The sequence below is a fragment of the Stappia sp. P2PMeth1 genome (assembly GCF_900185735.1).
In the GTDB taxonomy this organism is placed as follows: Bacteria; Pseudomonadota; Alphaproteobacteria; order Rhizobiales; family Stappiaceae; genus Stappia.
The window spans coordinates 25267-52085 of the sequence record NZ_FYAW01000059.1; the positions used below are offsets into that span (position 1 = coordinate 25267).

At 60.9% G+C, this 26819-nt stretch carries 31 protein-coding genes and 2 pseudogenes; 18 read left to right on the plus strand and 15 right to left on the minus strand.

What is annotated here, in order from left to right; translation table 11 throughout:
- Positions 1 to 103 precede the first annotated feature (103 nt).
- From P2PM1_RS23975 to P2PM1_RS23985, 3 genes are all read right to left on the minus strand, one after another.
- Positions 104 to 391 carry a helix-turn-helix domain-containing protein gene (locus tag P2PM1_RS23975; RefSeq protein ID WP_186400833.1) on the minus strand — a complete coding sequence of 96 codons (288 nt, stop codon included), beginning with the start codon at positions 389 to 391 and terminating at the stop codon, positions 104 to 106.
- Positions 388 to 615 (minus strand): type II toxin-antitoxin system RelE/ParE family toxin, encoded by a 228-nt coding sequence (locus P2PM1_RS25635; RefSeq protein WP_256376499.1) that lies wholly within the window; start codon positions 613 to 615, stop codon positions 388 to 390. The genes P2PM1_RS23975 and P2PM1_RS25635 overlap by 4 nt, the downstream gene beginning before the upstream one ends.
- Positions 616 to 989: 374 nt before the next feature.
- Positions 990 to 1520, minus strand: coding sequence for a recombinase family protein (locus P2PM1_RS23985; protein ID WP_186400872.1), 531 nt, complete (start codon positions 1518 to 1520; stop codon positions 990 to 992).
- A gap of 188 nt (positions 1521 to 1708) precedes the next feature.
- On the opposite strand from P2PM1_RS23985, the gene P2PM1_RS23990 reads away from it, so the two are divergent.
- The 9 genes from P2PM1_RS23990 (at position 1709) to P2PM1_RS25650 (ending at position 6244) form a co-directional block, all read left to right on the plus strand.
- Entirely contained in the window at positions 1709 to 2047 is a 339-nt protein-coding gene (locus P2PM1_RS23990) for a hypothetical protein (RefSeq protein WP_186400834.1), read from the plus strand.
- Between the two features lie 562 nt (positions 2048 to 2609).
- A complete protein-coding gene (locus P2PM1_RS23995) occupies positions 2610 to 2855 on the plus strand; it encodes a type II toxin-antitoxin system Phd/YefM family antitoxin (protein ID WP_186400835.1) in 246 nt (81 codons plus the stop codon).
- Positions 2852 to 3307 (plus strand): PIN domain-containing protein, encoded by a 456-nt coding sequence (locus P2PM1_RS24000; protein WP_186400836.1) that lies wholly within the window; start codon positions 2852 to 2854, stop codon positions 3305 to 3307. Before P2PM1_RS23995 ends, P2PM1_RS24000 begins: the two co-directional genes overlap by 4 nt.
- A 190-nt stretch (positions 3308 to 3497) precedes the next feature.
- On the plus strand, positions 3498 to 3758 hold the full coding sequence (locus tag P2PM1_RS24005; protein WP_186400837.1) for a hypothetical protein: 261 nt from the start codon (positions 3498 to 3500) through the stop codon (positions 3756 to 3758).
- Positions 3759 to 3840: 82 nt separating this feature from the next.
- Positions 3841 to 4113, plus strand: a complete 273-nt coding sequence (locus P2PM1_RS24010) for a type II toxin-antitoxin system VapB family antitoxin (RefSeq protein ID WP_186400838.1) — start codon at positions 3841 to 3843, stop codon at positions 4111 to 4113.
- Positions 4110 to 4547 carry a type II toxin-antitoxin system VapC family toxin gene (locus P2PM1_RS24015; protein ID WP_186400839.1) on the plus strand — a complete coding sequence of 146 codons (438 nt, stop codon included), beginning with the start codon at positions 4110 to 4112 and terminating at the stop codon, positions 4545 to 4547. Before P2PM1_RS24010 ends, P2PM1_RS24015 begins: the two co-directional genes overlap by 4 nt.
- 51 nt (positions 4548 to 4598) lie before the next feature.
- Positions 4599 to 4883, plus strand: a complete 285-nt coding sequence (locus tag P2PM1_RS25640; RefSeq protein WP_244301618.1) for a recombinase family protein — start codon at positions 4599 to 4601, stop codon at positions 4881 to 4883.
- Between the two features lie 20 nt (positions 4884 to 4903).
- The gene (locus tag P2PM1_RS25645) at positions 4904 to 5392 is read left to right on the plus strand and encodes a recombinase family protein (RefSeq protein WP_244301619.1); all 489 of its coding nucleotides are present in this window, start codon (positions 4904 to 4906) and stop codon (positions 5390 to 5392) included.
- Positions 5393 to 5422: 30 nt separating this feature from the next.
- The gene (locus tag P2PM1_RS25650; protein WP_186400840.1) at positions 5423 to 6244 is read left to right on the plus strand and encodes a zinc ribbon domain-containing protein; all 822 of its coding nucleotides are present in this window, start codon (positions 5423 to 5425) and stop codon (positions 6242 to 6244) included.
- Between the two features lie 47 nt (positions 6245 to 6291).
- Here the strand turns inward: P2PM1_RS25650 and P2PM1_RS25865 are convergent.
- Both P2PM1_RS25865 and P2PM1_RS24030 read right to left on the minus strand, forming a co-directional pair.
- Positions 6292 to 6420: pseudogene (locus P2PM1_RS25865) on the minus strand (type II toxin-antitoxin system RelE/ParE family toxin); the annotation flags it as partial.
- Positions 6395 to 6646, minus strand: coding sequence for a type II toxin-antitoxin system ParD family antitoxin (locus P2PM1_RS24030; RefSeq protein WP_186400841.1), 252 nt, complete (start codon positions 6644 to 6646; stop codon positions 6395 to 6397). The pseudogene P2PM1_RS25865 and the gene P2PM1_RS24030, both read right to left, overlap by 26 nt.
- A gap of 326 nt (positions 6647 to 6972) precedes the next feature.
- Here P2PM1_RS24030 and P2PM1_RS24035 point away from each other — a divergent pair, with 326 nt between their 5' ends.
- The 5 genes from P2PM1_RS24035 to P2PM1_RS24065 all read left to right on the plus strand — a co-directional run bounded on the left by P2PM1_RS24035 (position 6973) and on the right by P2PM1_RS24065 (position 14612).
- A complete protein-coding gene (locus tag P2PM1_RS24035; RefSeq protein WP_186400842.1) occupies positions 6973 to 7887 on the plus strand; it encodes an ArdC family protein in 915 nt (304 codons plus the stop codon).
- A gap of 1391 nt (positions 7888 to 9278) precedes the next feature.
- Positions 9279 to 9617 carry a DUF736 family protein gene (locus P2PM1_RS24045; RefSeq protein WP_186400843.1) on the plus strand — a complete coding sequence of 113 codons (339 nt, stop codon included), beginning with the start codon at positions 9279 to 9281 and terminating at the stop codon, positions 9615 to 9617.
- Positions 9618 to 10010: 393 nt separating this feature from the next.
- Positions 10011 to 10262 carry a helix-turn-helix transcriptional regulator gene (locus P2PM1_RS24050; RefSeq protein WP_371637067.1) on the plus strand — a complete coding sequence of 84 codons (252 nt, stop codon included), beginning with the start codon at positions 10011 to 10013 and terminating at the stop codon, positions 10260 to 10262.
- Positions 10259 to 11596, plus strand: coding sequence for a transglycosylase SLT domain-containing protein (locus P2PM1_RS25655; RefSeq protein ID WP_244301620.1), 1338 nt, complete (start codon positions 10259 to 10261; stop codon positions 11594 to 11596). Before P2PM1_RS24050 ends, P2PM1_RS25655 begins: the two co-directional genes overlap by 4 nt.
- Positions 11597 to 12575: 979 nt before the next feature.
- A complete protein-coding gene (locus P2PM1_RS24065) occupies positions 12576 to 14612 on the plus strand; it encodes a conjugal transfer protein TraG (RefSeq protein ID WP_186400844.1) in 2037 nt (678 codons plus the stop codon).
- A 49-nt stretch (positions 14613 to 14661) separates the two neighbouring features.
- Here P2PM1_RS24065 and P2PM1_RS24070 read toward each other — a convergent pair whose 3' ends face one another.
- Both P2PM1_RS24070 and P2PM1_RS24075 read right to left on the minus strand, forming a co-directional pair.
- A complete protein-coding gene (locus P2PM1_RS24070) occupies positions 14662 to 15006 on the minus strand; it encodes a hypothetical protein (protein WP_186400845.1) in 345 nt (114 codons plus the stop codon).
- Complete coding sequence (locus P2PM1_RS24075; protein ID WP_244301621.1) at positions 15006 to 16046, minus strand: IS5 family transposase; 1041 nt, start codon at positions 16044 to 16046, stop codon at positions 15006 to 15008. The genes P2PM1_RS24070 and P2PM1_RS24075 overlap by 1 nt, the downstream gene beginning before the upstream one ends.
- A gap of 237 nt (positions 16047 to 16283) precedes the next feature.
- On the opposite strand from P2PM1_RS24075, the gene P2PM1_RS24080 reads away from it, so the two are divergent.
- A complete protein-coding gene (locus P2PM1_RS24080) occupies positions 16284 to 17324 on the plus strand; it encodes an IS110 family transposase (protein WP_186400846.1) in 1041 nt (346 codons plus the stop codon).
- Positions 17325 to 17854: 530 nt separating this feature from the next.
- Here P2PM1_RS24080 and P2PM1_RS24085 read toward each other — a convergent pair.
- The 4 genes from P2PM1_RS24085 to P2PM1_RS24100 are packed head-to-tail and all read right to left on the minus strand — an operon-like array spanning position 17855 to position 20438.
- Positions 17855 to 18055, minus strand: coding sequence for a hypothetical protein (locus tag P2PM1_RS24085; protein ID WP_186400847.1), 201 nt, complete (start codon positions 18053 to 18055; stop codon positions 17855 to 17857).
- Between the two features lie 36 nt (positions 18056 to 18091).
- Entirely contained in the window at positions 18092 to 19354 is a 1263-nt protein-coding gene (locus P2PM1_RS24090) for an APC family permease (protein ID WP_186400848.1), read from the minus strand.
- Between the two features lie 26 nt (positions 19355 to 19380).
- Positions 19381 to 19692, minus strand: a complete 312-nt coding sequence (locus tag P2PM1_RS24095; RefSeq protein WP_186400849.1) for a cupin domain-containing protein — start codon at positions 19690 to 19692, stop codon at positions 19381 to 19383.
- Positions 19689 to 20438: a YqcI/YcgG family protein gene (locus P2PM1_RS24100; protein ID WP_186400850.1), complete on the minus strand. Its 750-nt coding sequence runs from the start codon at positions 20436 to 20438 to the stop codon at positions 19689 to 19691. Before P2PM1_RS24100 ends, P2PM1_RS24095 begins: the two co-directional genes overlap by 4 nt.
- Positions 20439 to 20573: 135 nt before the next feature.
- Between P2PM1_RS24100 and P2PM1_RS24105 the strand changes: the two genes are divergently transcribed.
- Complete coding sequence (locus P2PM1_RS24105) at positions 20574 to 21149, plus strand: Lrp/AsnC family transcriptional regulator (RefSeq protein WP_186400851.1); 576 nt, start codon at positions 20574 to 20576, stop codon at positions 21147 to 21149.
- 797 nt (positions 21150 to 21946) lie between these two features.
- Here P2PM1_RS24105 and P2PM1_RS24110 read toward each other — a convergent pair.
- From P2PM1_RS24110 to P2PM1_RS24125, 4 genes and pseudogenes are all read right to left on the minus strand, one after another.
- Positions 21947 to 22531: a plasmid pRiA4b ORF-3 family protein gene (locus P2PM1_RS24110; RefSeq protein ID WP_186400852.1), complete on the minus strand. Its 585-nt coding sequence runs from the start codon at positions 22529 to 22531 to the stop codon at positions 21947 to 21949.
- 2 nt (positions 22532 to 22533) lie between these two features.
- Positions 22534 to 24108 carry an IS66 family transposase gene (locus tag P2PM1_RS24115; RefSeq protein WP_186400876.1) on the minus strand — a complete coding sequence of 525 codons (1575 nt, stop codon included), beginning with the start codon at positions 24106 to 24108 and terminating at the stop codon, positions 22534 to 22536.
- A gap of 47 nt (positions 24109 to 24155) precedes the next feature.
- Positions 24156 to 24499 (minus strand): annotated as a pseudogene (gene tnpB, locus P2PM1_RS24120) (IS66 family insertion sequence element accessory protein TnpB).
- Complete coding sequence (locus P2PM1_RS24125) at positions 24496 to 24906, minus strand: transposase (RefSeq protein ID WP_186400853.1); 411 nt, start codon at positions 24904 to 24906, stop codon at positions 24496 to 24498. Before P2PM1_RS24125 ends, tnpB begins: the two are co-directional and overlap by 4 nt.
- A gap of 395 nt (positions 24907 to 25301) precedes the next feature.
- Here P2PM1_RS24125 and P2PM1_RS24130 point away from each other — a divergent pair, with 395 nt between their 5' ends.
- Positions 25302 to 25829 (plus strand): CopG family transcriptional regulator, encoded by a 528-nt coding sequence (locus tag P2PM1_RS24130; RefSeq protein ID WP_186400854.1) that lies wholly within the window; start codon positions 25302 to 25304, stop codon positions 25827 to 25829.
- Positions 25826 to 26806, plus strand: a complete 981-nt coding sequence (trbB, locus tag P2PM1_RS24135) for a P-type conjugative transfer ATPase TrbB (protein ID WP_371637072.1) — start codon at positions 25826 to 25828, stop codon at positions 26804 to 26806. The genes P2PM1_RS24130 and trbB overlap by 4 nt, the downstream gene beginning before the upstream one ends.
- The last annotated feature ends 13 nt before the right edge of the window (positions 26807 to 26819 follow it).

Genomic DNA, 26819 nt, shown 5'->3' on the forward strand with positions numbered 1-26819 from the left:
ACCTCGCTCCGGTCACGAAGCAACCGCCGCCTCGCGTGTGCGCAGGGTGCGCATGAACGTCCAGCGGTGCGCTCCAAAGGTGCGTGCCTCGCGCTGCTCGGTGTTACGGCGTTGTCGCATGCTCGAGGCTGATCCTCAGCCGCGCCCCCGTCGCCGCCGCATAGCGCTGCAGGGCCTTCATCGACGGGCTGACGCGGCCGCTTTCCAGCTTGGCGATATAGGACTGCGAGGTCTGCATCCTCCGGGCAACCTCTTCCTGGGTCATGTCCGCCTCGGCGCGGGCGCGGATCAGCGCCTCGGCAATCGAGAACTCTTCGGCCAGGGCTTCGTACTCGGCGCGCACGTCGGGGCGCTCCAGCAACGTCTTTTTCAGTTCATTCAGCTTCGTCATGTCACGTCCTCCGCCCGCTTCAAGGTGAGCTCAATCTCACGGCGCGGGGTCTTCTGCGTCTTCTTGGCAAACACCCGGACCACGACCACCCGCTTTGGCCTTGCCACCACATAAAGGGCGCGGGAGATCCCATCTCTGCCCTTCATCCGGATTTCCCAGAGCGGGCCTTCCAGATGCTTCACGTGGGGTTCGCGAACACGCTCCAGTCCCAGTGACTGGATCAACTCGCCAATTCACAGGAACTTGGCGATCTGATCGGCCGGAAGCGCTTCCAGCTCCGCATCGACCGTGGCGTTGAGCGTTTCAACAACCCACATGATCAATATATCAAATCTGACATGATTTTGCAATCATAACGACCTTCCCGCCGGTCGGCGGTCCCGTTCCGATAGAGCGGCAACACGACCGGGGACGACCATCCTACCGCACGTGGACCGGGTATGAATGTGCCGTTCCTTGACGTCTGCGAATGCGCTGTCGGGCGAGGATTTTAAGCGTGTTCCCATACGGTTAAGGCTAGCGGATTCGGCTGTTTGCCGCCAGTTGTTCAACACGAGACAACCGCCGCCTCGTGCCGCCGCAGAGTGCGCACGAGCGTTCATCGGGCCACGCCGAGGGTGCGGGCCGCCGCACTTGCCGACAATTCCTTTTGCCCGATCAGGTGACGCGCCTTGCGAATGTCGCGCTGGCTTAAGGCCGGAGGCCGGCCGATCCGCGCGCCGCGCTTGCGCGCGGCGGCCATTCCCTCGCGGGTGCGCTGCGACAATGTCCGCCGCTCGAACTCGGCCAGGGCCGAGATCATCGTGTAGACGAAGATGCCCGCAGGCGTGGACGTATCGATATTGAGATTGGCGATGCGGAAATGCACCCCGCGCGCCCGCAGCGCCTCGGCATGGGTGAGGGCATCGACCACCGAGCGGAAGGCCCGGTCGAGATCCCACACCACCAACGTGTCGCCGGGGGAGAGGCGCGCCAGCACCTTGTCGAGGACGGGCCGGCTGTGGCCGCAGGCGGAGACGGTCTCGATATGGAGCTCGTCGCAGAACTGGCGCAGGCCTTCGGCCTGGCGGTCTGGCGCTGCTCGGAGGTCGACACGCGGATGTATGCGATCTTTTTGTTCTTTTTCAATGGCTTGCTCCCTTCCTGCCTGTCACGAAACCGTCCCCTATTGCTCCTGCCTCCGTGTCCGGCGGGTGTGATCGGCCACGGGCACTCAAGGCCCTGATTTCTATAAAAGTATACCAAATTTTGGGCGTATTATTCAAATACTCACAAAACGGGACGATTTTGAGCAGTATTGGAGAAGTAGAAAGAAGCGTGAAAGCAGTTCTTTCCGGAATCCTGTTCTTCCTCGCGACTGGTGTTCATCCGGCCTATGCCATCGACATGACGGCGGGTGTCGTGCTCCGGGAAATGCCGAGCGACGAGTTCGTGGTCTATGTCGCGGGTATCGTTGAAGGGCTTGCCTATGCCCGCTTCAGGAAAGACAGCGTGGCGGCTGGCCGGAAGGTCGAAGACGGCATGCAGTGCATTCGCGATTGGTATCACAACAATCCTAAGAGAATCCTCAAGGTCGAGGAGGCGTTCCGCCAGCACGACAAATACCCGCCTTGGGTTGTTCTCGCCGCTATGGTCAAAAAGGAGTGCGGCGAATGATGCATCAGCCTGCCATCGGTGATCTCGATCGCGCCTTCCGCACAAGCGCCGATTTTGCCGCGCATTCGGCGGCGCACCAGTGAGCCCCCTCCTGCAGAGCGTGGCTCGATAGGAGCCGCGCGGCTTTCTGCTTCGTTTCCGGGGGCCTTCCGACCCCATCCGCCGTCAAGACCAGGTCCTTCGCTAAGCCTTCGGACACGGGCAGCGACCCCATCGCACTTTATCGGACTTTCTCGCATCATGGAGGGTGTGCCAGGCGGGCGCGGGCACCACGACCGGACGATGGCAGGATAAAAGGCCGCACAGTGCGCTTCGGTCGGGCGGTTGTTTTCATTGGGTTTTCTGGCGCGTTCCGCACCGTTCGGCTTGGTGGGACAACGTGTGGAAAGTCGCTACTACATTGAAGATGCTTGGATTTTCGCGCCGTGCGCTTGTTTGCCAACGATAGCATGGGGCCACTACTCCGCCTGAGGTAGCCCAGCTTGCCACGCGATCAAACGGGGTTGAAGACCGGCGCGGCCGTCACTATAGTAGGCAATATAACTACCCAATGGAGGCCGTTATGGAAGAGGCCGTGTCGGCTGCGGAGGCCAACCGCAAGTTCTCGTTCATCCTGCGCGGGGTGCGGGAGGGGCACAGCTATGTCGTGACCTCGCATGGTCGGGCCGTCGCGCGCATCGTGCCTGCCGATGAGATGACGAATGTAGAGGCTGGAGCGCGGGCCTCGCTGCTGGCCCGCCTTGAGCGGCAATCCGTCGTCAATGTCGGACGCTGGTCCCGCGATGAACTCTACGAGGACGAGGCGTGAGGCTCGCGCTCGACACCAATGTGCTCGCTTATGCGGAGGGAGTGAACGGGAGCGAGAAGCACGATGTCGCGCTCGACCTGGTGCGCCGCCTGCCGCAATCGGCCGTTGTGGTGCCGGTTCAGGTGTTAGGCGAATTGTTCAACGTCCTCGTTCGCAAGGCTGGTCGCTCGAAGCCCGAGGCGCGCGAGGCGCTGCTTGGCTGGCGCGACACGTTTCCGGTGGCCGCGACCTCTGCCGAGGTCATGTTGGCCGCCGCCGATCTTGCCGCGGATCATGGGCTCGGCATCTGGGATGCGGTGATCCTGTCGGTGGCGTCTCAATCGGGCTGCCGCTTGCTGCTGTCCGAGGATTTGCAGGACGGGTTCACTTGGGGCGGCGTGACGGTCGCCAACCCGTTCCAGCTTCAGCGGCACGCCCTGCTTGAGGCGCTACTGGAGCAACAGAATGAATAGGCGGATCGATGGTGTTGCGGAGCCTCTCGCGTACCACCTTGATTCGCGCGCTCGGCGAGGGCCATGTGCCTTGTGATCCGTCCGATTTTTAGCCGTTTCCGCGCCACGGCCGCATGCCGGGAATAATCGTTTGGCGTGGTAAAATCCTTGCCGTCTCATAGCCCTTCCCATGGCAGGAAGAGGGAGAGGCATGAAGGAAGACGGCAGGAAATGGCCGGGAAGAGAGAGGCTGGCGAATGACAATCATGCGCCGGACGGGCGGAATGCCGGGGGCGATACCGGTGCTTGCGAGCGGCTGGATGCGGTGGTGCTGTCCATTGCCCGGCTGATCGGCAGGCGCATGGCGCGCGAGGATTACGAGAAGGCCATGTGCGCAGCCAACGATAACAGCGAACCCGACAGGAAGGCCGATGCAGGGGAGGGCCAGTCAACTGCCGATGAAGATGAATAAGGCGGGCCGGATGCGGGTTTTGCGTTTGAACTCAGGCAGCCCATATGTTATCTAGAATGGTAATCTAGAAAGGAGCGCCGCTATGGGCCTCAGCATCAAGACCGAGGAAGCCGACAGGCTGGCGCGTGAGTTGTCCCGCCTGACCGGCGAGACCATGACCGATGCCATCACCAAGGCCATGCGCGAACGGCTGGAGCGGCTGCGTGCCGAGCGGGAGGCGCAGGGTGACTATACGGCCCGCGTACAGGCTTTCGTGCGCAAGCGTGCCCACCTGTTCGACCGTCGTCCCGTCACCAAGGAAGAATGGGATGAAGCCGTCGGAGACACGCCCGAGCAGTTGGGCTTTCCGAAATGATGGTGGTGGACAGTTCCGCCATCATAGCCATTCTGTTCGATGAGCCGGAAGGCCCCGATTGCACCAAGGTGCTTGAGGGTGCGCCTGCCCGGCTGATTTCTGCTGTCAACTATGTGGAGACGGGTACGGTTCTGGCTGGTCGGCTCACCGGGTCGAGGCGGTCGAAGGCTATCGGAATTCTGGACGAGTTTCTGACCACGCTGGGCATCGACATCGCCCCGGTCGATGATCGTCTGGCTCGCGCGGCAATGAAGGCGCGCATCGAATACGGCCAGGGGTTCGGCACGCGTGGCGGACTGAACTTTGGCGATTGCTTCTCCTACGCGCTGGCAAAACAGCATTCGGCCCCGTTGCTCTATATCGGCAACGATTTTGGCCTGACCGATATTTGCTCGGCGCTGGACGTTCCGAGTCCTAAGAAGCCGAAGAGGTAGATGGCCGGGAAAGGGAGCGCAAATCCCGGTAGAATTGAGAGAGGATCGGTAATGACCCGCGCAGCCCTTTACGCCCGCTATTCCTCCGACAACCAGAGCGAGGCGTCCATTGAGGACCAGTTTCGGCTGTGCCGCGAACGCGCTGGCCAGGAGCAGTGGCAGATCGTCGGTTCCTACGAGGATGCCGCGATATCGGGGGCGAGTACGATCCGACGGCCCGGTATCCAACGGCTCATGCGTGACGCTCAGCATGGTGAGTTCAACGTCCTGCTGGCCGAGGCGCTGGACCGGATCAGCCGCGATCAGCCGATGTCGCCACGCTCTACAAGCATTTGAAGTTTGCGGGCGTCACCATCGTGACACTGGCCGAGGGCGAAATCAGCGAGCCGCATGTTGGGCTGAAGGGCACGATGAATGCCCTGTTCCTCAAAGACCTCGCCATGAAGACCCATCGTGGCCTGCGCGGGCGGGTGGAGAAGGGCAAGGCAGGCGGTGGCCTCTGCTATGGCTACAGGGTGGTGAAGAAGCTGGACGGCAACGGCGAGCCGATCCGGGGCGACCGCGAGATCGTCCCCGAGGAGGCCGAGATCATCCGCCGTATCTTCCGCGAGTTTGCATCGGGCAAAAGCCCCAAGGCCATCGCCGTCGATCTGAACAAGGAGGGTATTCCGGGTCCCCTCGGTCGGGCATGGGGCGATACCAGCATCCGGGGTCACCGCACACGAGGAACCGGCATCGTCAACAACGAGCTTTACGCGGGCGTGCTGGTCTGGAATTGGCTGCACTCCGTGAAAGACCCCGCTACTGGCAAACGTGTTTCCCGCCCGAACCCGGAATCCGAGTGAATCAGGGCCGAGGTTCCGCATCTGCGGATCGTGGACGATACACTCTGGAATGCCGTGCGCGCGCGGCAGAAGCAGATCGCCGCGATCTTCGGCCCCAATCCCGCCAATACCCGCGAAGGCCGTATGAAGCGTCTGCACCGTGCGAACCGGCCCGTCTCTCTCCTTTCCGGCCTGCTCACCTGCGGTTGCTGCGGCGGCAGGGTCGGCATCATCCTGTCGGATCGCCTCGGCTGCCTGAACCATCACCGGCGCGGCACCTGCGCCAACAACCGCACCATCCTGCGCGAGAAGCTGGAGGCGCGGGTGCTGGCCGGATTGCAGGACAGGCTGGTATCCGCCGAGGCTATCGAGGAGGCCGTGCGCGCCTATGTCGAGGAAACCAATCGGCTGAATCACCAGCGCCGCGCCCAGCACGAAACCGACCGTCGCGCTCTGGCGAAGATCGAGCGCGCCATTGCCGGAATCATCTCGGCCATCGAGGACGGCATGTATCAGCCGTCGATGAACGCCCGGATGGATGAGTTGGAACGGCAGAAGTCCGAGATCGCTGTCCGCATGGCGGAAGCCCCTGCCGATGTGCCGGACGTGCATCCCAACTTCGCGGTCAACTACCGCCGCAATGTCGTGCGGTTCGCCGAAGTCCTGAACGATCCCGATGGTGGCAGGCAAGCAGCCGAGATATTGCGTTCCCTGATCGGCGAGGTGATCGTCACGCCCGACAAGAAGCGTGGCGAAGTCCACGCCGAGCTACGCGGCGAGTTGATGGGCATTCTCGGCGTTGCCACGGCCGAGGAAGGAAGGTCGCCGCAAATCTCTTTTACGACAGCGGTTGAAGCCAGCCCACGCAACTGACCGGAGGCCAGGGCCGTCAGGATCTCGGCGATCCGCCCATGATAGATATCCGCCTGCTTCAACGACCAGTGCTCGGCCGTATAGCGCCAGATCGCCTCAATGTTCGCACGGGCCTTCGGTCGCAGCCTTACTTCCTTGCCACTCTGCCGACTACCGCTTGTCGGTATGACGCTCATGCATCTGGGCAAGGAACGCCGCACTGTCGAACGGCTCTGCCTCTCCGCTGGCCTTGCCCTCCGCGAGTGCTTCGCGCAACGCCTTCAGCCTGATCTCCTGTTCCTCCAGCAAGCGAAGACCGGCCCGCACCACCTCGCTGGCGTTGCCATAGCGACCGCGCGCCACCTGAGCGGCGATGAATTGATTGAAATGCTCGCCTAGGGCGATGGACGTGTTCTTGCTCATCGCAATGCCTCCTGTTGATACCAATACATCACAACCGTTGGTACCTCTCAATCGCCTCGATATTGCCGGCTCTCTCCTGCCACCACCCATCTCCCGGGCCATACCTCCTTGGTGCCCCCCATCCTGGCCGCGCCGCCTGCGGCCTTTGCTGGCTGTCCTGGCAGGGGAGGAGCGCCCTTGCAACGGCATGCGCCGTCTTTCCGCTTCGCCCGCCCGCTCGCTTGCCGCTCCGCTCGCTCGGGGTGCAAGGGCGCGCCTCTCCCTGCCTCTCCGGACGCCGTCAGGCCGCAGTGGTCGCGGCCTCAACAGGCACAAGGAGAGAGATCATGGCCCGCATTCAGAAGTTCGATGTCCACCAGGAGATCACCAACCGCATCGTCGACGCGCTCGAGAGCGCCGGTGAGTTCAGCCTGCCCTGGATCAGGAACAAGGGCGGCTCAATGAAGCGCCCCGTCAACATCGCTTCCGGCAATCCCTACAATGGCGTCAACATCGTCTCGCTCTGGGTGGCGGCGCAGGTTCAGGACTATCCCTCGCATCTGTGGGGCACCTATCGCCAGTGGCAGGCGCGCGGCGCGCAGGTGCGTCGCGGCGAGAAGTCCTCGCTGGTGGTCTTCTACAAGACGCTGTCGGTCGAGGAGACCAACGAGCAGACCGGCGAGAGCGAGCAGGCCGAGCGCTTCATGGCCCGCGCCAGCTTCGTCTTCAACGCCGCCCAGGTCGAGGGGCTCGATCTTGCCAGCGAAGAACAGCCCTTGCCCGAAGCGCCCGTCTTCAATCCGATCGTCCGCGCCGAAGCCTTTGCCAAGGCAACCGGCGCCAGGATCGAGGAGGGCGGGGACCGTGCCTGCTATATCCCGTCCGCCGACATGATCTGCATGCCCGAGCGTCGCCGCTTCACCGGCACCGCCACCACCTCGCCGGCCGAGGGCTTCTATTCGACCCTGTGCCACGAGCTGGTTCACTGGTCCGGCGCGCCGAACCGCCTCGACCGCAATCTCGTCGGTCGGTTCAATGCCGAGAGCTACGCCATGGAGGAGCTTGTCGCCGAGCTTGGCGCGGCCTTCCTGTGCGGCGATCTCGGCATCACGCCGGAGCCCCGTGCCGACCACGCCCAGTATATCGCCCACTGGCTCAAGGTCCTCAAGGACGACAAGAAGGCCGTCTTCACCGCCGCCTCCAAAGCATCCGAGGCCGCCAACTGGCTGATCGCGCGGGAGGCGGAACAGGCTGCAGCGTAGCGTGATTACGAGGACGAAAGGCCGCCTCGGTCGCGTGCGTCCGGGGTAGTGTGGTATGAGTTGGCGAGGAAACTGACCCGTCGCGTTGCCGATCTCCATCGGCCAAACAATCTTTGAAAACCCTGCATCCGCGTTCGGGTCCTGTATTAGCCTTGAGGCCTCCATCGGGAGTAGGTGGTTTCCACTGGTGCGACCTCTTGCTTATGCCATTTTCTGCAGTGCGAGGTCGATCTGTGCAAGTGCACTGCGATTGAGTTCTGCGAGGAACGCGCGGCTTCTGCCGATCGGACATCTGCCTTTCGTCGGCAGCGCTCATGGGACGTGCAGCCACCGGCGGCTAAGCACTGTAGAAGCGAGTGGCCATGCCCCGAATGCGTACTAGCGCAGCAAGGCTGATCGAGCGTGCCGGCATGGCGGAAACCGGGTCGTCGCCACTTCCGCGCCGCGTCTCGATCAATTCGCCCTGAACGAGGCACCGCATGATCTTGGCCAGGGGATTGCGCGACAGCTGGAATTCCTCGGTAAACTCGGCCGGGGAAACAATGCGCGCTGGCTCCGGTCACTTGCATCGCCGAAGTCGGTGAAGAATGACGTTTTGGGGTATCGGCTCTGACTATTTAATAGGTTTGGCCTGCTTGCACGCCTGGCGCAAGTGGGGCTGTTTGACGGTGCTCGCGCACCTTCGCAAGGTGTCTCTGCGTGCTGCGCGGGTGCTGAAGCGCAAGCGGAAACAGTCATCGGAGTGATGACGCCTTTCGTGGCAAGGCCAGCCGCTCCGCTTTTGGCGGCACCATCCTCAGCGCTCAGCCAGCTTGACGGCGAGGCTTCAAAGCAGCTCGCGAGAGTGTTGAATGCCGTCACTCAGTGGGATGTGACCGCAACAGTTGGCCACATGACGTGGGGCTGATGCGGTCGGCGCTGGGCCATCGCCTTGCCGATCCTCAAGTGTTTAGCATCGATGGAGCGGTGGTCGATCGCTCGCCGCGGGGTTGATATGAGGAGGACGTGCGATCCGTGCTCTTCCTTGATGTGCTACAGAGATGCCCTCTTTGGCTAGGGACGTCCGGGTAGAGGCTGGCCATGAAGGCGCCTTCGGGTGTCTTTCGAACAGAGCACCATCCCTGCATATGTGGCTTTCGGCGTATATCCCGCGCCGAGGCGTTCAAGCCGCAGGACAGGAAATTTCCCCTGCCGGCATCACGGGGCCGTTGGCGGCCACCTTATGCCGGCATTCCGCGCGCCGCCTTGCTTCAAATTTCCTGTCTTGCGGCTCCTCCACGGTGTTGCGGCCCTTCGCTGACGCTGCGGGTGAACTGTTTCGGCTATGCGGTCTTTCCGCTCTCACCATCGCAGGGATGGGTCCTGCGAGGAGACATGAAAGGATCACCATCATGGCCATCGCTCTTGGAACGTTCACGAAGCAGAAGGACGGCAGTTTCTCCGGCACTTTGAAGACGCTCAACGTTGTCGCCAGCCTCATCATTGTCCCGGTCGCGAAAGCATCGACCAATGGCCCCGACTATCGCGTCTACGATGGCAACGGCCAGGGCTATGAGGTTGGCGCAGGCTGGAGCCAGGTCGCCAAGTCGAGTGGCGAGGCCTATCTGAGCCTGAAGCTCGCGGCTCCTGAGTTCGGCCCGAACTGGTTGCGCGCGCGCCTTGTCAAGGTCGACGCTCCGGCGGATGGAAGCATCAATTATCTGGTGCTTTGGGAGCCGCGCGAGTGCTGAGGCACTCATCCGCTTCCTGCCAGCATGGGCTGGCAGGAAGCTCACGTGCTGCTGTGGCAGTGCCGTCGGATTGCTGGCGCCGAGTGGGCCGGTCTTAGGAGCCTGGGATTGAGCGCTGGTGCAGCGGTTGGAAAGCTTTGCTGAAGGCAGAGGTCGTTTGGTGACGTCTTTCATCGTCCCGGCAGCTTACTGGCTTAAGCACCACCGTCTTTTCTGGTCGTCTGTCGGACAGGTGAGACTGGCGGCTTGATTGGTGACGTGTTGGTCGCAGCACATAGCGAACTCTGACGATCGACGCGATCGTCAGGGGGATCGTTTTCGGCACCGGCAAAATTCGATCCTGAGCACAGGTTCAGTGCTCTGACAGGCTCTGACCATTCACACGAACGATGAATGGAGCCAGAAGTGACGGATCACAATGCAAAAGCTGCTGCTGCGCGCAAGGGCTCGCCTTTCCTTTCCACGCGCGAGGCTGCGTTCTATCTCGGCCTATCCTACCGCACGCTGGAGAAAATGCGGCTGACAGACGCGGGGCCACGCTATCGCAAACATGGGCGTTTTGTTCGCTACCACATTGCCGATCTTGAGGCCTGGTCGCAAGGCGCGACCCCTTCCTGTGTGCTTGGGGAAGGAGAGGGCGAATGACACGGCCGTCATCTGCATTGCTTGCCACCACGGGTTCAGCAGTGATGTTGCTGAGCGTTTCGTTGCTGACAGGAGCTCGGCCTGTGTTGGTTTGGAATGTTTCCGCAAGTGCACCGACAGGACTTTATTCTGTCATTCCAGGCACACCACAACCTGGTGATTTTGCTCTCGTGAAGCTCCCTGGTTCCATGGCACAGCTGGCGGCCGAACGCGGTTATTTGCCAAATGGCGTTCCGCTTGTGAAGCGCGTTGTTGCAGGTGCTGGCGATCATGCTTGCGCCTTCGGGCGCGCAATCATCATCAATGGTGAGATGGTTGGGGAGCAGCGGATAGGCGATGAACGGGGACGTCGGTTGCCGCTTTGGGCGGGCTGCCGCAGCCTTTCTGAAAACGAGTTTTTCCTTCTGTCAAACACGTCCTTGCGATCTTTTGACAGCCGTTATTTTGGCCCTGTCCGGGACAAGGTTGTGATTGGCCGGTTGAGGCCACTGTGGGTGAGCAAGGGGAATGCGGGTTCCGCTGGGCAGCACAAGATTGGGCGAGGCGGCGAGACACAGAGCGTAGCGCTTGGCAGTCAGATCAAGGCATTGGTCTGCCGGTTTTTGAAGCTATTGGGCGGCGTTTTGACGCCAGCTGAGGCGGCATCTTTTGAGGGAGTCCGAGATCATCTTCAAGATGCGGCGGAGCGCTTCAAGCTTCCGGCGAGCTGGATCTGGGCTGTCATTCTGGCTGAAAGCAATGGTAATCCGGACGCGGTTTCGCCGAAGGGGGCCATAGGATTGATGCAGCTGATGCCTGGGACCTGGGCTGACGTGAGCGCGCAACACGATCTACCGGCCGATCCGTTTGATCCTCGCGCGAATATCATGGCCGGAACTGCTTATCTGTCGGCGATGTATAAGCGCTTTGGCTATCCGGGTTTGTTTGCGGCCTACAATGCCGGACCGGGTCGGTACCAGGATTTCCTAGAGGGCGGAAGACCGCTACCCGATGAGACAAAGGCCTATGTCGCGCGCATTGAAGCAACGCTGGCAAGGCTGGAAAATCCTGCTGTTGAAGGACGTGATCATGAAGAATTTTCTGGCGCGTTGAGCACGGATATTGCGTGCGGGCACAGTCTTTTTTTCCCTCTTTCGCGATCACATACGGAGGGAAAAAACCACGAGTCCTTTGGGTTGCAACGTCGGCCGTGCACGCGTGGCTGCCCCCCTGACAGGGTCACAAAGCAGGAACTTGGCATACTCGCCCGTCACATTTCAGGAGGGAAGGGGGGCAAAGGTGTTATTCGCAAGATAAAGCGAGTCGAGCTCACGCCTCTACTGGCAGGCAAGTAGCTGTTTCATTGACCTCTTTTGAGCCTTGGTTTGGTGCGAGTGGGTGGCGGTGAGGCGGCATTGTCTTTGTTGCAACGAACGTCCGCGCCGGGGTCGCCTTGGGGAAGGGGGCGGTACTTGATTGCAGGTGAGGCGGCGAGCGTGCTGGCAACTTGGCTGTGAGGCAGATCTAGATGTTCGTCGCGGGACGCACCCGCGCTCATCGTTCAGCCGAGCCGTCTGGTGGGGATCATTGGGCTGAGGATATTAGGTGAACTCACAGGCGGGTGGCCTGCTGCAGATGTCATGGACGCGGCGAGACGGTATGTCTTGGCACTGGTGAAAGGGGAACAGATCGACCAGCTCGATCTCAATGCCCTTACCGTTGTCACCCAGATTTTGCAGCTCCCGCGAGAGCCCGATCGGAAATTCGGTCCAGTTGACTGTTAACCCGTGCGCCAAGTTGACCTTTTGACCGGCCCCCGCTTTTGCTGCGTGGGGGGCAACGACGCTGTCGCGCTGCCCGCTCGCAGCCCGGCGGGGCCCGGGGATCCGGGCTTAGCCGCGACGGACGCTGCGACTGTCCCGGCTTAGGAGAAAGACCGCATCGACAGCGACTGGTGCGGCTCCCTTGAACTCGACAGGAGCACTTGCGTGCCTGGCCTTGCGCTTCTGACCCTGATCCTTGCGCTCGGTATGGGGGCGCCTCTGATGCCTCTGTTCTGTTGCGCAAGGTGTGCTTAGGGCGCTCCCGCTCATCCTGCCGCTGAGGGGTCTCGGCCTTAGCTGATTGGGGACAGCAAGAGAGATCTGGCCGAGGTGAGGGGGGCTGACTTTTCCACCGCCCCCGCAAAGTGCGCGGTCGAGAGGCCGGTTCGTCCAGCAGTTGGCGGACCCGATCAGGACAGGCTCCGGCAAGTGCCGGCGTATTGAGCGTATGTAAGGGACATACCTGATTTGCCGTTTTGGGTGGATGCTATCTGCAAAGGAGTAGCAGAGCATGCAGCCCAACAAACTGCTTGTCGGCCAGATCGCGATCGTTTTCGCGATAGTCTGTCTTGGTATCTGGGCGGCGACGCAATGGTGTGCGTCTATGCTGGGCCACCAAGCGCAGCTTGGCGGCGCTTGGTTCTTCCTGTTCGGCTGGCCGATATATGAACCCTGGAAGGTGTTTGAGTGGTGGTTTTTATTTGAGGCCTACGCACCGGATGTGTTCGACAAGGCTGGCATGCTTGCAGCTGCCAGTGGTGTGCTTGGATGCGGCGTGGCCATTGTGGGATCTTTGTGGCGGGCGCGCCAAAGCCAAGTGGTGACGACCTACGGTTCGTCGCGCTGGGCTGTGCAGCGAGAGATTCGCAAAGCGGGTCTGTTTGGCTCCGCGGGTGTCTTTCTGGGTTGGTTTGAGGGGCGCTATTTGCGCCATGACGGGCCTGAACATGTCATGGCTTTTGCACCGACACGGTCCGGCAAGGGCGTTGGTTTGGTGATCCCCACCTTGCTCAGTTGGACCGGGTCGGCGGTGATCCATGACATCAAGGGAGAGAACTGGCAGTTGACGTCTGGCTGGCGGTCCAAGTTTTCGCACTGTCTGTTGTTCAACCCAACGGATCCCAAGTCTGCTCGCTACAATCCCCTCTTGGAAGTGCGTAAGGGGCTTGATGAGGTCCGTGACGTTCAAAATATCGCTGATGTTCTGGTGGATCCGGAAGGTGCGTTGGAGCGGCGAAATCATTGGGAGAAGACCAGTCACGCATTGCTGGTAGGAGCAATCCTGCATGTGCTGTATGCCGAGGAGGAGAAGACCTTGGCTCGCGTTGCCAATTTTCTGTCTGATCCTCGTCGCTCTTTTGCGGCGACACTTTGGCGAATGATGGTGACAAACCACCTTGGCACGCCGGACAAGCCGAAAGTTCATCCAGTGGTGGCTTCTGCGGCACGCGAGGTGCTGAACAAGTCGGAGAACGAGCGATCCGGTGTCTTGTCGACGGCGATGTCATTTCTCGGGCTGTACCGAGATCCGACCATTGCCGCGGCAACATCTGCCTGTGATTGGCGTATCGCGGATCTGATGGATGCTGAGCATCCCATTTCACTCTATCTCGTTATTCCGCCCTCGGACATTTCCCGAACCAAACCGATGGTACGGCTGGTGTTGAACCAGATCGGGCGGCGGCTGACTGAGCGCCTGGAGGGGGATCCGCGCAAGAGCCGCAGACATCAGTTGATCATGATGCTCGATGAGTTTCCGGCGCTTGGGCGGCTTGATTTCTTCGAGACGGCTCTGGCTTTCATGGCTGGCTATGGCATCCGCGCCTATCTCATTGCCCAAAGCTTGAACCAGATCTCGAAGGCCTATGGGGAAAACAATGCGATCCTCGACAACTGTCATGTTCGCATCGCCTTTTCATCAAATGACGAGCGCACAGCCAAGCGCATATCTGACGCGCTTGGAACAGCGACAGAATTGCGGGCACAGCGCAACTATGCTGGGCATCGATTGGCGCCCTGGCTCTCCCATGTGATGGTCAGCCGTCAGGAGACCGCACGACCGTTGCTGACGCCTGGCGAGGTCATGCAGCTGCCATCGGAGGATGAACTGGTTCTGGTGTCTGGCCTGCCGCCGATCCGGGCAAAGAAGCTTCGCTATTACGAAGATCGGAATTTCGTAGGTCGGGTGTTGCCCGCTCCGCGTCTGTGTGGGAGCGAATATCAAGACCGGCCTGAGGCGCGGCCCGATGATTGGAGCGGCCTGGTCCGTGAGACGGATGATCGGCTGGTGGCCGATGAAGGCGAGCTTGGCGGGCAGGGGGAGAGTTTGAGTGAAGGAGCAGGAGTTCAGCGGCAGTATCCGCGTGTGGAGGAGCACGAGCCTGCACAGCGGGGCGAGGCCGAGCAACTGGCGCTTCCCGGGCTGGACTTGGACGAGGCCGATGTGGCGGCTAAAAAGCAGGCTGTTGAGCACGCTGGCGGACCTGCAAGAGTTTATGGCCTGAACGAGGCTTTGGGGCCCGAGAGAGATGTTCTCGATGGATTTTGAGGCTTTGGTTGGCCGGCACGGACGATCTGCTAGCAGGCCGTTGAAGACGTCACCCACGCTGGCAAACGAAGGAGGATTCCTCGCCTTTGTGGATGTAGATGTGCCCGACGAGGCGGCCGGCGGTTCCGAGGCTGGCCCATCCGCGGCCGGAGACTGGATCCCCATCGTCGGCTCCTTCGAAGCTGAGCTCGGCGGTGGCGACGCCGTCGCGGGACCCGTAGCGGACATCGAGGAGGCCGCGGACGGCGATGAAGGCGATCTCGCCGTCATCGGTGCCGGTGAAGGTGAGATGGGCCTCGCCGGCGATGTCGAGGACGTCGTCCGGGAACGTGTCCATCAGTGTGATCCGCCAGCGGCCGGCAAAGGCGCGGGTGAAGGCCGGGCGCCTGGCCATCAGGTCACCCTCGCCATGAGCTTGGGCAATCGGACGAGGTTGTAGGCTGTGGCGGCGAAGGTGAAGCCCCATCCGACATGGTCGACGCCGCGGACCATCGGCCGTTCCAGCCCGGCGACGGTCTTGATCCAACCGAAGCTCTCTTCGATGCGCTTGCGGATCCGTTGGCTGGCGGCATAGCCGGCGTGCCGCGTCGTCCGACCGTCGATGGCCGAGCGGCCCTTGGCCCGGGTGAGGTTGTGGGCGATGTGGGGGCGCACGTTCATGGACCGGCGCTCGTTCACGAAGTCGGCCGCGTCGTAGCCGCGGTCGGCGCCGAGAGTGATCGAGCGCGACCGATCGGCATGGGCTTCGATCATGGCCAGCGCCGCAACGCGTTCGGCGTGCCCCGACACGCGAGTCCCGCAGGCATCGATGAGGAGAGCGGAGTGGTTCTCCATCAGCGCATGGCTGAGGAAGGCAAGCTTGGCCTCCATGCCGGGCCCCTTGCGGTAGAGCCGGGCATCGGGATCGGTCGTCGAGGCGTGGGTCTCGTTCGAGCGCTTCTCGCTGCGGAAGTCGGCGTCGGCATTGCGGCCGCCGGGCGTCGGCGGATCGCCGGGGCCGGTGCCGTCCTCGGGCTTGAAGCTCTTCATCGAGGCCCAGGCTTCGATCAGCGTGCCGTCGACGCTGAAGTGCTCGCTGGACAGGAGCCGCTTCACGCGTGGCTGGGGGAGCAGGGCGGAGAGAAAGCGCGCCGCCTCATCGCCCTCGATCAGGCGGTCGCGGTTCTTGGAGAAGGTGGAGTGGTCCCAGACCGGATCGTCGACCCCGAGCCCGACGAACCAGCGGAACAGAAGGTCGAAGTCGAGCCGCTCCATCAACTGCCGTTCCGAGCGGATGGAATAGAAGGCCTGCAGCAGCATCGCCCTGAGCAGCCGTTCCGGCGGGATCAAGGGCCGCCCCATCCCGGAGTAGAGCGCCGAGAAGTCCGCCTGCAGAGCCGCAAGCGACTCGTTCGCAAGCTGCCGGATCGCCCGCAGCGGATGATCCGCCCGCACCCGCGCCTCCTAGTCCACGTAGCTGAACAGAGCTCCCGACGCCTCGTCCGAACCTCGCACCGCAATCCCTCCCTCATCAAGAAGGGGAGTGAATCTGACGCGGGCGGGCAGGCGAGCAACGTCTTCAACAGATGGGGTGATTGGGGTCTCGCCCGAGCCGAGGTAAGGGCGGCTGCTCCTGTCGAGATGTGAGAACGTGGTCGCTGTAGAGCGCCACAAGCATCAGGAGGAGCAGCCATGAAGTATTTTGCCGGACTGGACGTGTCTTTGGAAGAGACCGCGATCTGTGTTGCCGACGAGAACGGTCGGATTGTGAAGGAGGCTCGGGCGGCGAGCGAGCCGCAGGCGCTATCGGAAGCGTTGCGGACTATCGATTTGCCGCTGGAGCGCGTCGGGCTGGAGGCCTGTTCGCTGACGGCATGGCTTCACGACCATCTGCGCGACGATGGAGTGAACGCCATTTGCATCGAAAGCCGGCAGGCCAATGCGGCGATGAAGACGATGCCGAACAAGACCGATCGCAACGATGCCCGAGCTCTGGCGCAGATCATGCGCACGGGCTGGTATCGACAGGTGCATGTGAAAAGCCGGCAGTGCCGGCTCTGGCGTTCGCTGCTCGTCGCCCGCCGCACGGTGCTGAACGAGATGCGCAGCATCGAGAACGTGGTTCGCGCAATCCTGCGCGAGGCCGGCATCAAACTCGGCACGCTGTCGCGAACCGCTTTTGCCAGCCGCGTGCGCGAACTGGCGGATGCCGACGCCCAGGTAGCGGCAATGGTCGAGCCGCTTCTTGCGATCTTGGCGACGATGCTTGCGGAGTTCGTCCGCCTGACGAAGCAAGTTATCGACATTGTCCGCAAGGAAGACGTCTGCCGACGGCTGATGAGCGTTCCCGGCGTCGGCCCGATCACCGCGCTCACCTTCCGCGCCACCATCGATCGGCCGGACCGGTTCAGCCGCTCGCGAGCGGTGGGTGCGCACCTCGGCCTGACACCAGCGCGGTATCAGTCTGGCGAGACGGACATAGTGGGCAAGGTGAGCCGCTGCGGCGACGAACTCGCCCGCACCGCACTCTACGAAGCCGCGCATTCGTTGCTTGTGAGGTCAAAGAAATGGTCGAGCCTCAGAGCGTGGGGCATAGCCATCGCCAAGCGTCGCGGCATGGCGCGGGCCCGGATTGCAGTCGCCCGCAAGCTCGCTGTCATCCTGCACCGCATGTGGGCTGACGCAACCGAATTCCGCTACGGCAAGGAATCGGTCTCCGCCATGGTGGCCTGAACGAGGCGGCAACTGAAGGAGCAAGAACAACTACAGCTTCGCCCGCAAGGGCGATGCCGGATCGTTCCGTGGGAGCGATGGGCAAGGCGATCTCGTTAGCAGGTTAGATCCTGGGCAAGATCTCCCAAGGTCGTTCAACAGATTGAGACGCCGAGCCTTTCTGACCCCATCATGCGGCGGCCACGCACCGACCGCGAAGAGAAGCGCGTGACCCGCGGAGCGACATGATCCGGAAAACGAGCAGGAGGAGCTTGACCTCAACGACCCCAATCAGAGAAGCCTGCTAAAATTCAGCCTGGCCCGCTTTCCGCGCGAACGAGTCTGACGTGCGCCATTGCTGTGTGGTGTGGCGGCCGCGTGATCGGGGCGCTTTGGCTGTGGCATGTGTTGCGGCTGCGACCTGTCCTCATGCGACGGTTCACAAGCTGGGCATGCCGGCACTTTGCACGGGATGTTGGCAAGGCGAGGCCGCTCCTTGGGCGCATTGATGAGGAGGCTGTCAAAATCGGCAAAATGGGATGGCGGATTGATCAGTCGCGCTTCAGATTGACGACATTCTGTGTCTCGGATCCAGAGCTGCTGCGCAAAAGGTCATCTGCTTCTTTGAGCGCCATCGCGATCAGATAGACGAGGAATTCAAATCCTTCCTGAGCAGCTATGGTCTGGGCGGCCTTCAGGTTCTCAGTTGCGTAGTGGAGTTTTGTCCGGACGAGGATGGGTTCGGTGGTCATAGCCGCCTCCTGCTGCTGGTGAAGGGCCGAGGCCGTTCACGTGATTGGCTGTTGTCTTTCCACGTCTGGTCTGCCTTTTGCGATCGCCACGGCAAAAGCCAACCCCAGAATGAGCAAGGGGTAGAGGATGGCCACGCCCTGGACGATGACTAGAAGTCCGATGATCGCTGCGCCAGTTGCTGCGATGATCTTCTCACCCCATGATTTTGACAGCCGAAACAATGCGCAAGACGCAAGGCCATATAGGATAAAGAAATTCTGTCCTGCCAGCGCCAGCATAAAGTTCAGTTCAAATACCTTTAGTGCGTTGGCAGCGATAATTATCGAGATGATGATCGATGATGTGAGGACTGCAAGCCAAGGTGTTCCACCGGGACTGTGCTGCAGTTGGTGTGGCAGATAGCGCTCTCTGCTGAGGGAGTAAAGAAGGCGAGAGACGGCCCACAAGGCTCCGGCAAGATTTGCCAAGACGATGAGAGCGGCCAACAAGGCGGTTCCGAACAGGCCTGGGCGCCCAAACATGTTGAAGGCAATCCCACCGAATGCCGTTTCGAACCCGGTCTGGAAAGGGGCAGCTTGTGATATATAAGCTATTGAAAGATAGAGAAACACAACGATTGAAAACGTCAGATACATTGATATCGGGAAGTCCCGCTGAGGATTGCGAAACTCTTCGGAGGTGTTGGCTGCCATCTCCCAGCCGGTGAAGGCAAAGAAAATCATCATGAAAGGTGTGAGGGCCTGGGACAGATCCCAGTGTGAAGGAAAGACCTGTCCGGGCTGTGCGGTGGTCGTGTCCAGACGAAGAAGGCCGAAGACGACCAGTGTCGTGACGGCGAGCACGATGACGACGGCGAGGATCGCGTTTGTCTTCGATACCAGTTCGGAGGGAAACAGGTGGATGAGTGTGGCAAGTCCAAGCAGCAGGGTGGCTGCGGCTGCTGGATGAATGTCCACAATGAGCGCGAGATAGTGTCCTCCCGTCAGGGCGATGGAGGGCAATCCGAACACCACCGCCCCCAACAACAAGAAGGCTCCCGTGAGATAGCCGCGATTGCCGAAAGCCATGTGCGCATAGTGGGAGATACCTCCGGCATTGGGATAGCGTTTGCCGAGTATCACGAACACTGTGAGCAGTGGCAGTGATGTGCAAACACAGATGATCCATCCAAGGAAGGCGTGATTGCCGGCCAACTGGATAGCGAGGCCGGGTAGGGCAAGAACGCCGGCCCCCACGACGATATTGAGCATCAATGCCGTTCCACGGCCGACGGTCAGGGGGTGTTTGAGGCCGGACACTTGTGTTCTCCTGCTTGCCGATCACATCAGATTGCGAAGGCATGCCAGGCGATGAGGTAGAGCGCTCCTCCCTCCATCGCGACTGTGCCATGTGTTTTTCCTGCAGGCAGCGCGATGACGTCGCCGCGACGGCAGTAGCATTCTCCTTCGTCCCAGTAGAAACGAAGGCTTCCTTCAAGAACGATGATGGTTTCGTCGCTGTTGTGGTGATGCCAGACGTGCTCCTTTCCGGGGACATCGCGTTGGATGGTAAGTTTTCCCTGGTCGGGAAGGGTTCGCCGGATGATCCCGCCGATATTGGAGGGATCGACCCGCGATTTATGGAGAGGGTTGCTCATGCCTTTTCTGTCTCCGCTTTAACGGGATGGGATGAGTGTCGCAGGCTTTGGAAAGGGCAGACGGCTTTCGCGCTGGTTTCACCGAGGAAGTACTGCTGGTATTCGCGCACTGCCGGGTCGCCATAGCGTCCCAATGAGGGGGAGGGGGGGAGCAGATCGTAGCCGAGAAGGCGTCGACGGACGGCGTCGAATGCGTTCTGTGCTTTTTCTGCTGTAGGAAGAACGCGGTCGAACACCCAGCGGGGTTGGAACAGCAGCATCATGCCGGAAGAGCGACGGCTTTGCCGCAGGACGTGGGCTGGAGTATTGCAAGCCACAAAGACCGGTTCCCCTGCAAAGCAGAATTCCCATTTCGGATTGTCAAGATCGTGTGGGATCGCGCTGGGCCACTCCGCGATGTCCAGTACCGACAAGTCGGCGAGCAACGTCCAGAAGCGTTTTCGATAGGTTTCAAGCGGCTCGACCCGCCCCGGTTTGGACAAGACGACCAGCGTGGTGTGCGGGCCGAAGGATCGCGCATTCTTGATGTAGTCCGCAAGGATTGGTGCCAGCGACGTGGCTTTGATCGGGTCGAGAAAAGCAAATCGCAATTGGTTGGCGCGATAGCCACTGATCCCATAGATGCATGGAAACGGACGGGCGTCGCTTTCAAGCGTCGAGGCGAATTCCCGGAAAACCGGCAGGCGCCAATCATCCTCGTGAAAGCTGCGCAGGATTTCGGATTTTGCGAAATGCAAGTCGGTCATGGTCGAGCTCCAGCTTGTGAACCTCAAACCTTGTTAGGCATACAAAACGCCAATTCACAGAAAGCGATTTGACATCAGTCTAGCGAAATGCATGAATACTCTCGCCTTGGTTGCATTTTGACGTGAGGGCTCGCAATGGGTGACAAGGATGTTTTTGACAATGTACTTTCCCCGTTTGACCGAAGGCTGATCCAGCTGCTTTCCGAGGATGCGCGACGGTCCAATACCGAGTTGGCAGCACTTCTCGATGTGTCACGCATGACCGTGAAGAATCGTATTGATCGGCTTCTCGACCGGGGGGTGATCGAGCGCTTCACGATCACGCTTGCCGATGAGGGGCGGGGAAAGCAGAGCGGAGAATCTGCTTTCTTTCACATGAAGTTACGCCGCCCGTTCTGCAAGTTGGTTCATGACACGATACAGAATTGGCCTGAGCTCATCGGGGCATGGTCGATTGCGGGCGGGACAGACATGACCATTCTTGTCCAGGCGGCTGGCTATGATCGATTGGAAGAGATTAGAGATCGCCTGGCCAGACATCCTGAGGTTGAGATTGTCTGGACGGCGATGATTTTGCGGCAATGGACGCATAAGTCGTCCCGCAATCGTGACTATCACCCGAATGACGGACCTGACCGGTTGGACCTTCGCATGCGTGAGATTGGATCTCGCATCAGCGAGCTGAACGACGGTCTCGTTCAGGCGCCTTGATGGGCATGAGGGAGCAAGCGACAATGGATAAACATTATGTGATTTCAGTCTCGACAGAGATTAACCGACAAATGTTTGAAGGGGATATGGATGCGGCGCTGGTTCTGATCGGGGAGTATATGAGGGCAGCTGGGCTTACGGTTTCAATCCAGGCATTGTCGTCCCTTCCCGTCAGAGACGGATCTTTAAAATCGTCCGCCTTGCTTCCTTGACGTGAGTAGCTGGCGGTCGCAGCACCTTTTGCAATGCGTTTCGCTCGATTTTGCGGGCTGCACTTCCGTTCCGCGTGCCTCGGATTTTACCGAATGGTCGGGGGTGCTTGCCGCTTTTTGCATCTGCGGCTCGCGGTATGAAGACCATGGGTGCGCCCTGGCATGGGCTAAACCGCCGGTGTCCTGCGCAGTGTGGGTTGCTCGGACGAGCCTGTAGGGAGATGGGCAACAGTTCCGAACGGCTGCATGGGGTCGACTGGCGAAGTGAGAGGGCTTGCGCCGCTGGGGCCAATTGACTTCATGTGTGCTGGACGATCCCAATATCTGGACGGTCGGTTTCAATCTGTTTGGCAGCCGCGCAGCACAACATCGGGCGAGGCCTAGCATCGTTCGAAGGGATCATGATCTTGCCGCCTACAGATGGGCTGTGTGGTTGCTATGGGAAGGCAGAAGGTATGGAGCCGATCAGTCGGCACCGCGTAAGCATCCGAGGAGTCACGCGGCATCTTTACGCGCGGGTTAGGGGCAAATCGGTCTATGGTGATGAGGCGTGGTCCGCCGTTGAGCGCCTAGCGTAGTGGGCTGTCAGGTTTTCCGGCGTGATCTACGCGCCCATTTCGCGGCCAGGTTGTCAACGGCTCTGTTGAGGTCGGCGGAGGCGGCATTGTTCGGGTCGAAGTCTTTGGCGCCCCACCATTCGGCAAGCTCGGCGTGCCGCTCATGACTGGGGTCGGCAAGCGCCTCGCGGAACTCCTGATATCCCCAAGGGCCACCGACGTCCTCAGGCGGGCAGCGCCCCGTTGCCTCGATCAGCATCGGGTCCGCCAGTGCAACGACAGGGAACGTGCGCTCGATCTTGATGCTGTGCGTCCAGCCGTCGCCGAAGTCGTAGTGGTATTTGAAGGATTTCGCACCGGTGTCCTGGATTGCCGACAGGAGCGAGACTTTGCGCGCATCGAGCGGGCCATCTCCCGATTCCTGGTCAGGTAAACCAAAGCCAACGTCACGGATCTGGAACTCGTAGAGATGGGTATTGGTCCAGCCCATCGCGGCTTGCAACACCTCATGCAATCGGCTGAGCCTGATACGCCATGGCACGACAAGGCGCCGCATCACAGTCGGTTCGACGTGATCAAGGGTGACCTTCAGGCGAACCAGAGAACCCGCCATCGTCAGGCCGCCAGCATAAGGGTGGGACTTTCAGTCTGGCGCAGCCGTTTCCACTCCCAGGGGAGCAGTTCATGGAGACGGGAGAGCGGCAGCGTCGCGATGCGGGCGAGGACATCGGCAAGCCATGCTTTGGGATCCACATCATTCAACCGCGCGGTGATGATGAGCGTGAGCATGACGGCCGCCCGGTCGGCGCCACGATCGGAACCGGCAAAGAGCCAGGATTTCCTGCCGCAGGCCACGCCGCGCAACGCTCTTTCCGCCGCATTGTTCGTCATGCAAATCCTCCCGTCGTCGGCATAGCGGGCGAAGTCGACCCAACGCGTCAGCACGTAGTCGATCGGCTCCCTCACCGGCGATGAGCGCGAGAGGCTGACTCGTTCGGTGCGCAGCCATTCCTCCATACCGGCCAGCAACGGCTTTACTCTTTCCTGCCGGACGGTAAGCCGCTCGGTCGCGCTGAGGCTGTTGATCTCGCGCTCGATGGCGAACAGAGCGTCGATGCGCGTCACAGCCTCAAGCGCGAGCGGCGAGATCGGTTTGGCGCCTTTACCGCGCCGCGCATTGCGGGCGACATCTGCCAATTCGAAGAACTTTCGGCGCGCATGGGCGAAGCAGAAGGCAGGCGTCGCCGGCATCTGTTTCCTCGTTCGGTCGAAGAGCGGGTTGAAGCCACTGTAGCAATCAGCCTGAAGGATGCCGCTGAAGTCGGCCAGGTGTCTCTGCGAGTGCTCACCGCGCCGATCGCTGGAGGCGTAGAAGACCGCAGCCGGGGGCGCCGGTCCTGCAAACGGCTGATCATCGCGCACGTAGACCCATATGCGCCCGGTCGTGCATTTGCCCTTCGCCAGGATCGGGATCGTCGTATCGTCGCCATGCAGCCGCTCGGCCTCGAACACATAGCCCTCGATCAGGTCGAAGAGCGGCTTGAGGGAGAAGGTGACGTGGCCAACCTGGTCGGCCAGCGTCTGGGTCGACAGGGCAATGCCTTCGCATCTAAAACGTGTACTCTGTTGGTTCAGCGGGATGTGCTGTCCGAACTTGTCAAACACGATCGTCGCCAGAAGGTTCGGGCCGAGGAAGCCGCGCAGTGTAGCATGGAACGGCGCAGGCGGCTGGCTGATCGCCTCGCAATCCCGGCATATAAATTTCTCGCGCACCGTCTCGATCAGCTTGAAGCGGCGCGGCCTCTCCTCCAGTGTTCTGGTGATGTCTTCGCCGAGCTTCGACAGCCGCGAGCTACCGCAACACACGCAGGTCGCCGGGGCTTCGATGACGATGCGTTCGCGTTCGATGTCCTCCGGCCAGGGCTGACGTGCCGGTCGCTTGCGCGTGAAGGCGCGCACGGCCTGCGTTTTTACCGCAGCTTCCTCGTCGCCCCATTCATCCTCGGCAGCCGATGTGACGAGCTCTTCGAGCTGCAATTCCAACTGGTCGATCAGCAATTGCAGTTCCACGATCAGCGCTTCGGTGCTTACCAACCGCGCTTCCACCTGGAGCCGTGCCGCGCGTTCGGCCAGCAGCACCGCATGGGCACTAGCAAGGTCCGAGGGCAGGGAAACCGGTGTCGACGTCATGATGACATTCAACCAGATTTCCCAATAATCTCAATAGGTAAATGCAGTCAAACCCGTGTCGGACGCCAGGTTTCCTGCGGGTTTCGCCAGTCGATCCCGGAAAGCAAACAGGACAGCTGCGCCAGCGAGATCGTCACCGCGCCACCGTCAGCGGAAGGCCAGATAAACTTTCCTCGTTCCAATTTTTTCGTGAACAGACAGGCCCCTGGCCATCATGCCAGATCAATTTCATCAGATCGCCGCGGCGGCCCCTGAAGCAGAACAGATGACCGCCCAGAGGGTCATGCTTCAGCACTTCCTGCACACGCAGTGCCAGCGACGGGAACCCGCACCGCATATTCGTGTAGCCCGTCGCCAGCCAAACCCGAACGCCTGCCGGGATCGGGATCATCGCAGAGCCTCAAGATCCTGGATGATGCGCAGCAATGCATCGACGTCGACATCGCGGTCGACAATGACGCGACGCCCATTTGCGCTCAGCACCTCCATGCGCCCGCCCGCCGACAAACTTGGCAAGACAGGCGCCGGCACGGGCGACTCCGGCGCGACAAGTGCAGGCACGAAGCCATCAAAATCACCGTCGGCGAACCGACCTTCCCGATATGCGCGCCGCCACGTATTCAACGGTGAGCGAGAAAGCCCGTATTTGCGCGCCGTCGCTGACCCAAGTCGCGGAGCCGAATAGCTTTCCTCGACACTCCGCAGCCGCGCAGCATCCGTAAATTCGCGCCGCCGACCAAGCTCGATGATGTCTAACCGGCTCACATCTGGCCAGCAGTTGTCCCTATGTACGTCCATAAGGACAATCGGCCACAGTCAGGTCAATCCGACAAGGCGGCCCACGCCGGATGCGTACGGCAAAGCAGGGCGATGTTGAAGACTTCAAGCGGAGTCAGCCAGTATCGCTGTAGCTGATCATGCCATCAATGCAACCAACTGCGAGATGGCGCGCGGCGATTTCCGGCGCGGGGCTGTCGCCGCTGCTCTGCACAGGCCTATGCGGCACGACAGGCCCGTGCGGTTGTCCGGCGGGTCGTGAGGGCTGTCTGGAACGCCAACCTTTGCGCCGGCATTGGCCTGAGTTGGTCCAAGGTCTGAGTGCCTGGTGATCGGGTGGGGTTTTTCCGTTGGTTTTCAGGTGATTGCTTTGGCGTATCTCAGCGTAGATAAAGGGTATAAGAGAATTTCAGTAAATGCTCGAAGCTTTTCCCGGTTCAAAACAGGCTCCGGGAACAGGTTTCATGAAGCGTCGCCATACGATTTATCTGGACGATGAGGCGAGTTCTAAGCTCGAAAGATTGACGCGTAAGGCAGATGGCAGCAAGTCGTCGGCAGTTGCGCTGGCGATTCGTCATTTTTCTCATCCAAGCACAGCTCCGGTCGTCGATCCTGTGTTGCGAAGCCGGTTGGACCGGATGACACGCGACAATGGCCGCATTCGCCGTGACCTTGCCGTGCTGATGGAGGGGCTGGCCTTTTATGTCAGGCTTTATCTGACATTCAACGCTCATACGCCGATTCCGGACCAGGCTGGCAAGGCGGTGGCACAGGAGCGTTATCGCAAGTTTGTCGAGCAGGTGGCACGACAGCTGGCATCTGGAACGCAGTCTTTCGGTGTTCACGAGCCGACTGAGCCTGAGGCCGCCAGCAGTGGGACCGGTGCTGCGTCGCACCAGGAGGCTCGCCCGGCCCGCACCGGTGCGGGGGGAGACTGGTCATGAACCCGACGGCGGAAGAGCGACGTCGGACGATGTTGCGGACTGCGATCGGTTCGGCAATTGGTGAGGCTTTGAGGGATCCCTCCGTCATTGAAGTGATGGTCAATCCTGACGGCAGGCTGTGGCTTGACCGTTTGGGCGAGGGGCGCAGTGATGCGGGTATTTGCATTCACCCTTCCGAGACTGAACGCATCATTCGACTGGTTGCCTCTCATGTTCGCACAGAGGTGCATGCGGACAGTCCGATCATCAGCGCCGAGCTTCCCGCGCTTTCGGAAGGGTTTGGATCGGAAAGGTTTGAGGGGGTGTTGCCGCCGGTGTCACTGGGCCCGTGTTTTGCCATCCGCAAGCCGGCCCTGCGGATCTTCACGCTGGCAGATTATGTCGCCAGTCAGATCATGACACCGAGCCAGGCGGAGCTCCTTCGCCGAGCGGTGCGCGAGCGGAAGAACATTCTGGTCGCAGGAGGCACATCCAGCGGCAAGACAACGTTTGCCAATGCGTTATTGGCAGAGGTTGCCGGCTGCAACGAGCGGGTCATCCTGATTGAGGATACGCGCGAGTTGCAATGTGCTGCGCGCGATTGTGTGAGCTTGCGCACACGAGCAGGTGTTGCTCGTCTGTCGGATTTGATCCGCTCCACGCTGCGCCTTCGCCCTGACCGCATCATTGTTGGTGAAGTGCGAGGGGCCGAGGCTCTTGACATGCTCAAGGCCTGGAACACCGGCCATCCCGGCGGCATCGCCACGGTTCACGCCAACTCGGCCCGTTCAGCGCTGTTCCGGTTGGAACAACTGGTTGAGGAGAGCGTCACGGTCGCGCCGCGGCGGCTCATCGCCGAGGCGATTGATCTTGTTGTCTTCATGTCGGGCCGGGGGGCGGCGCGTTCGGTCGAGACCATTGCCGCGGTTTCGGGTGTCGACCCGACTGACGGCTATGTCATCGCCCCTCTCAGCCTTCCGCAATTGTCACCTTCCTGAAGAAAGGACTGTC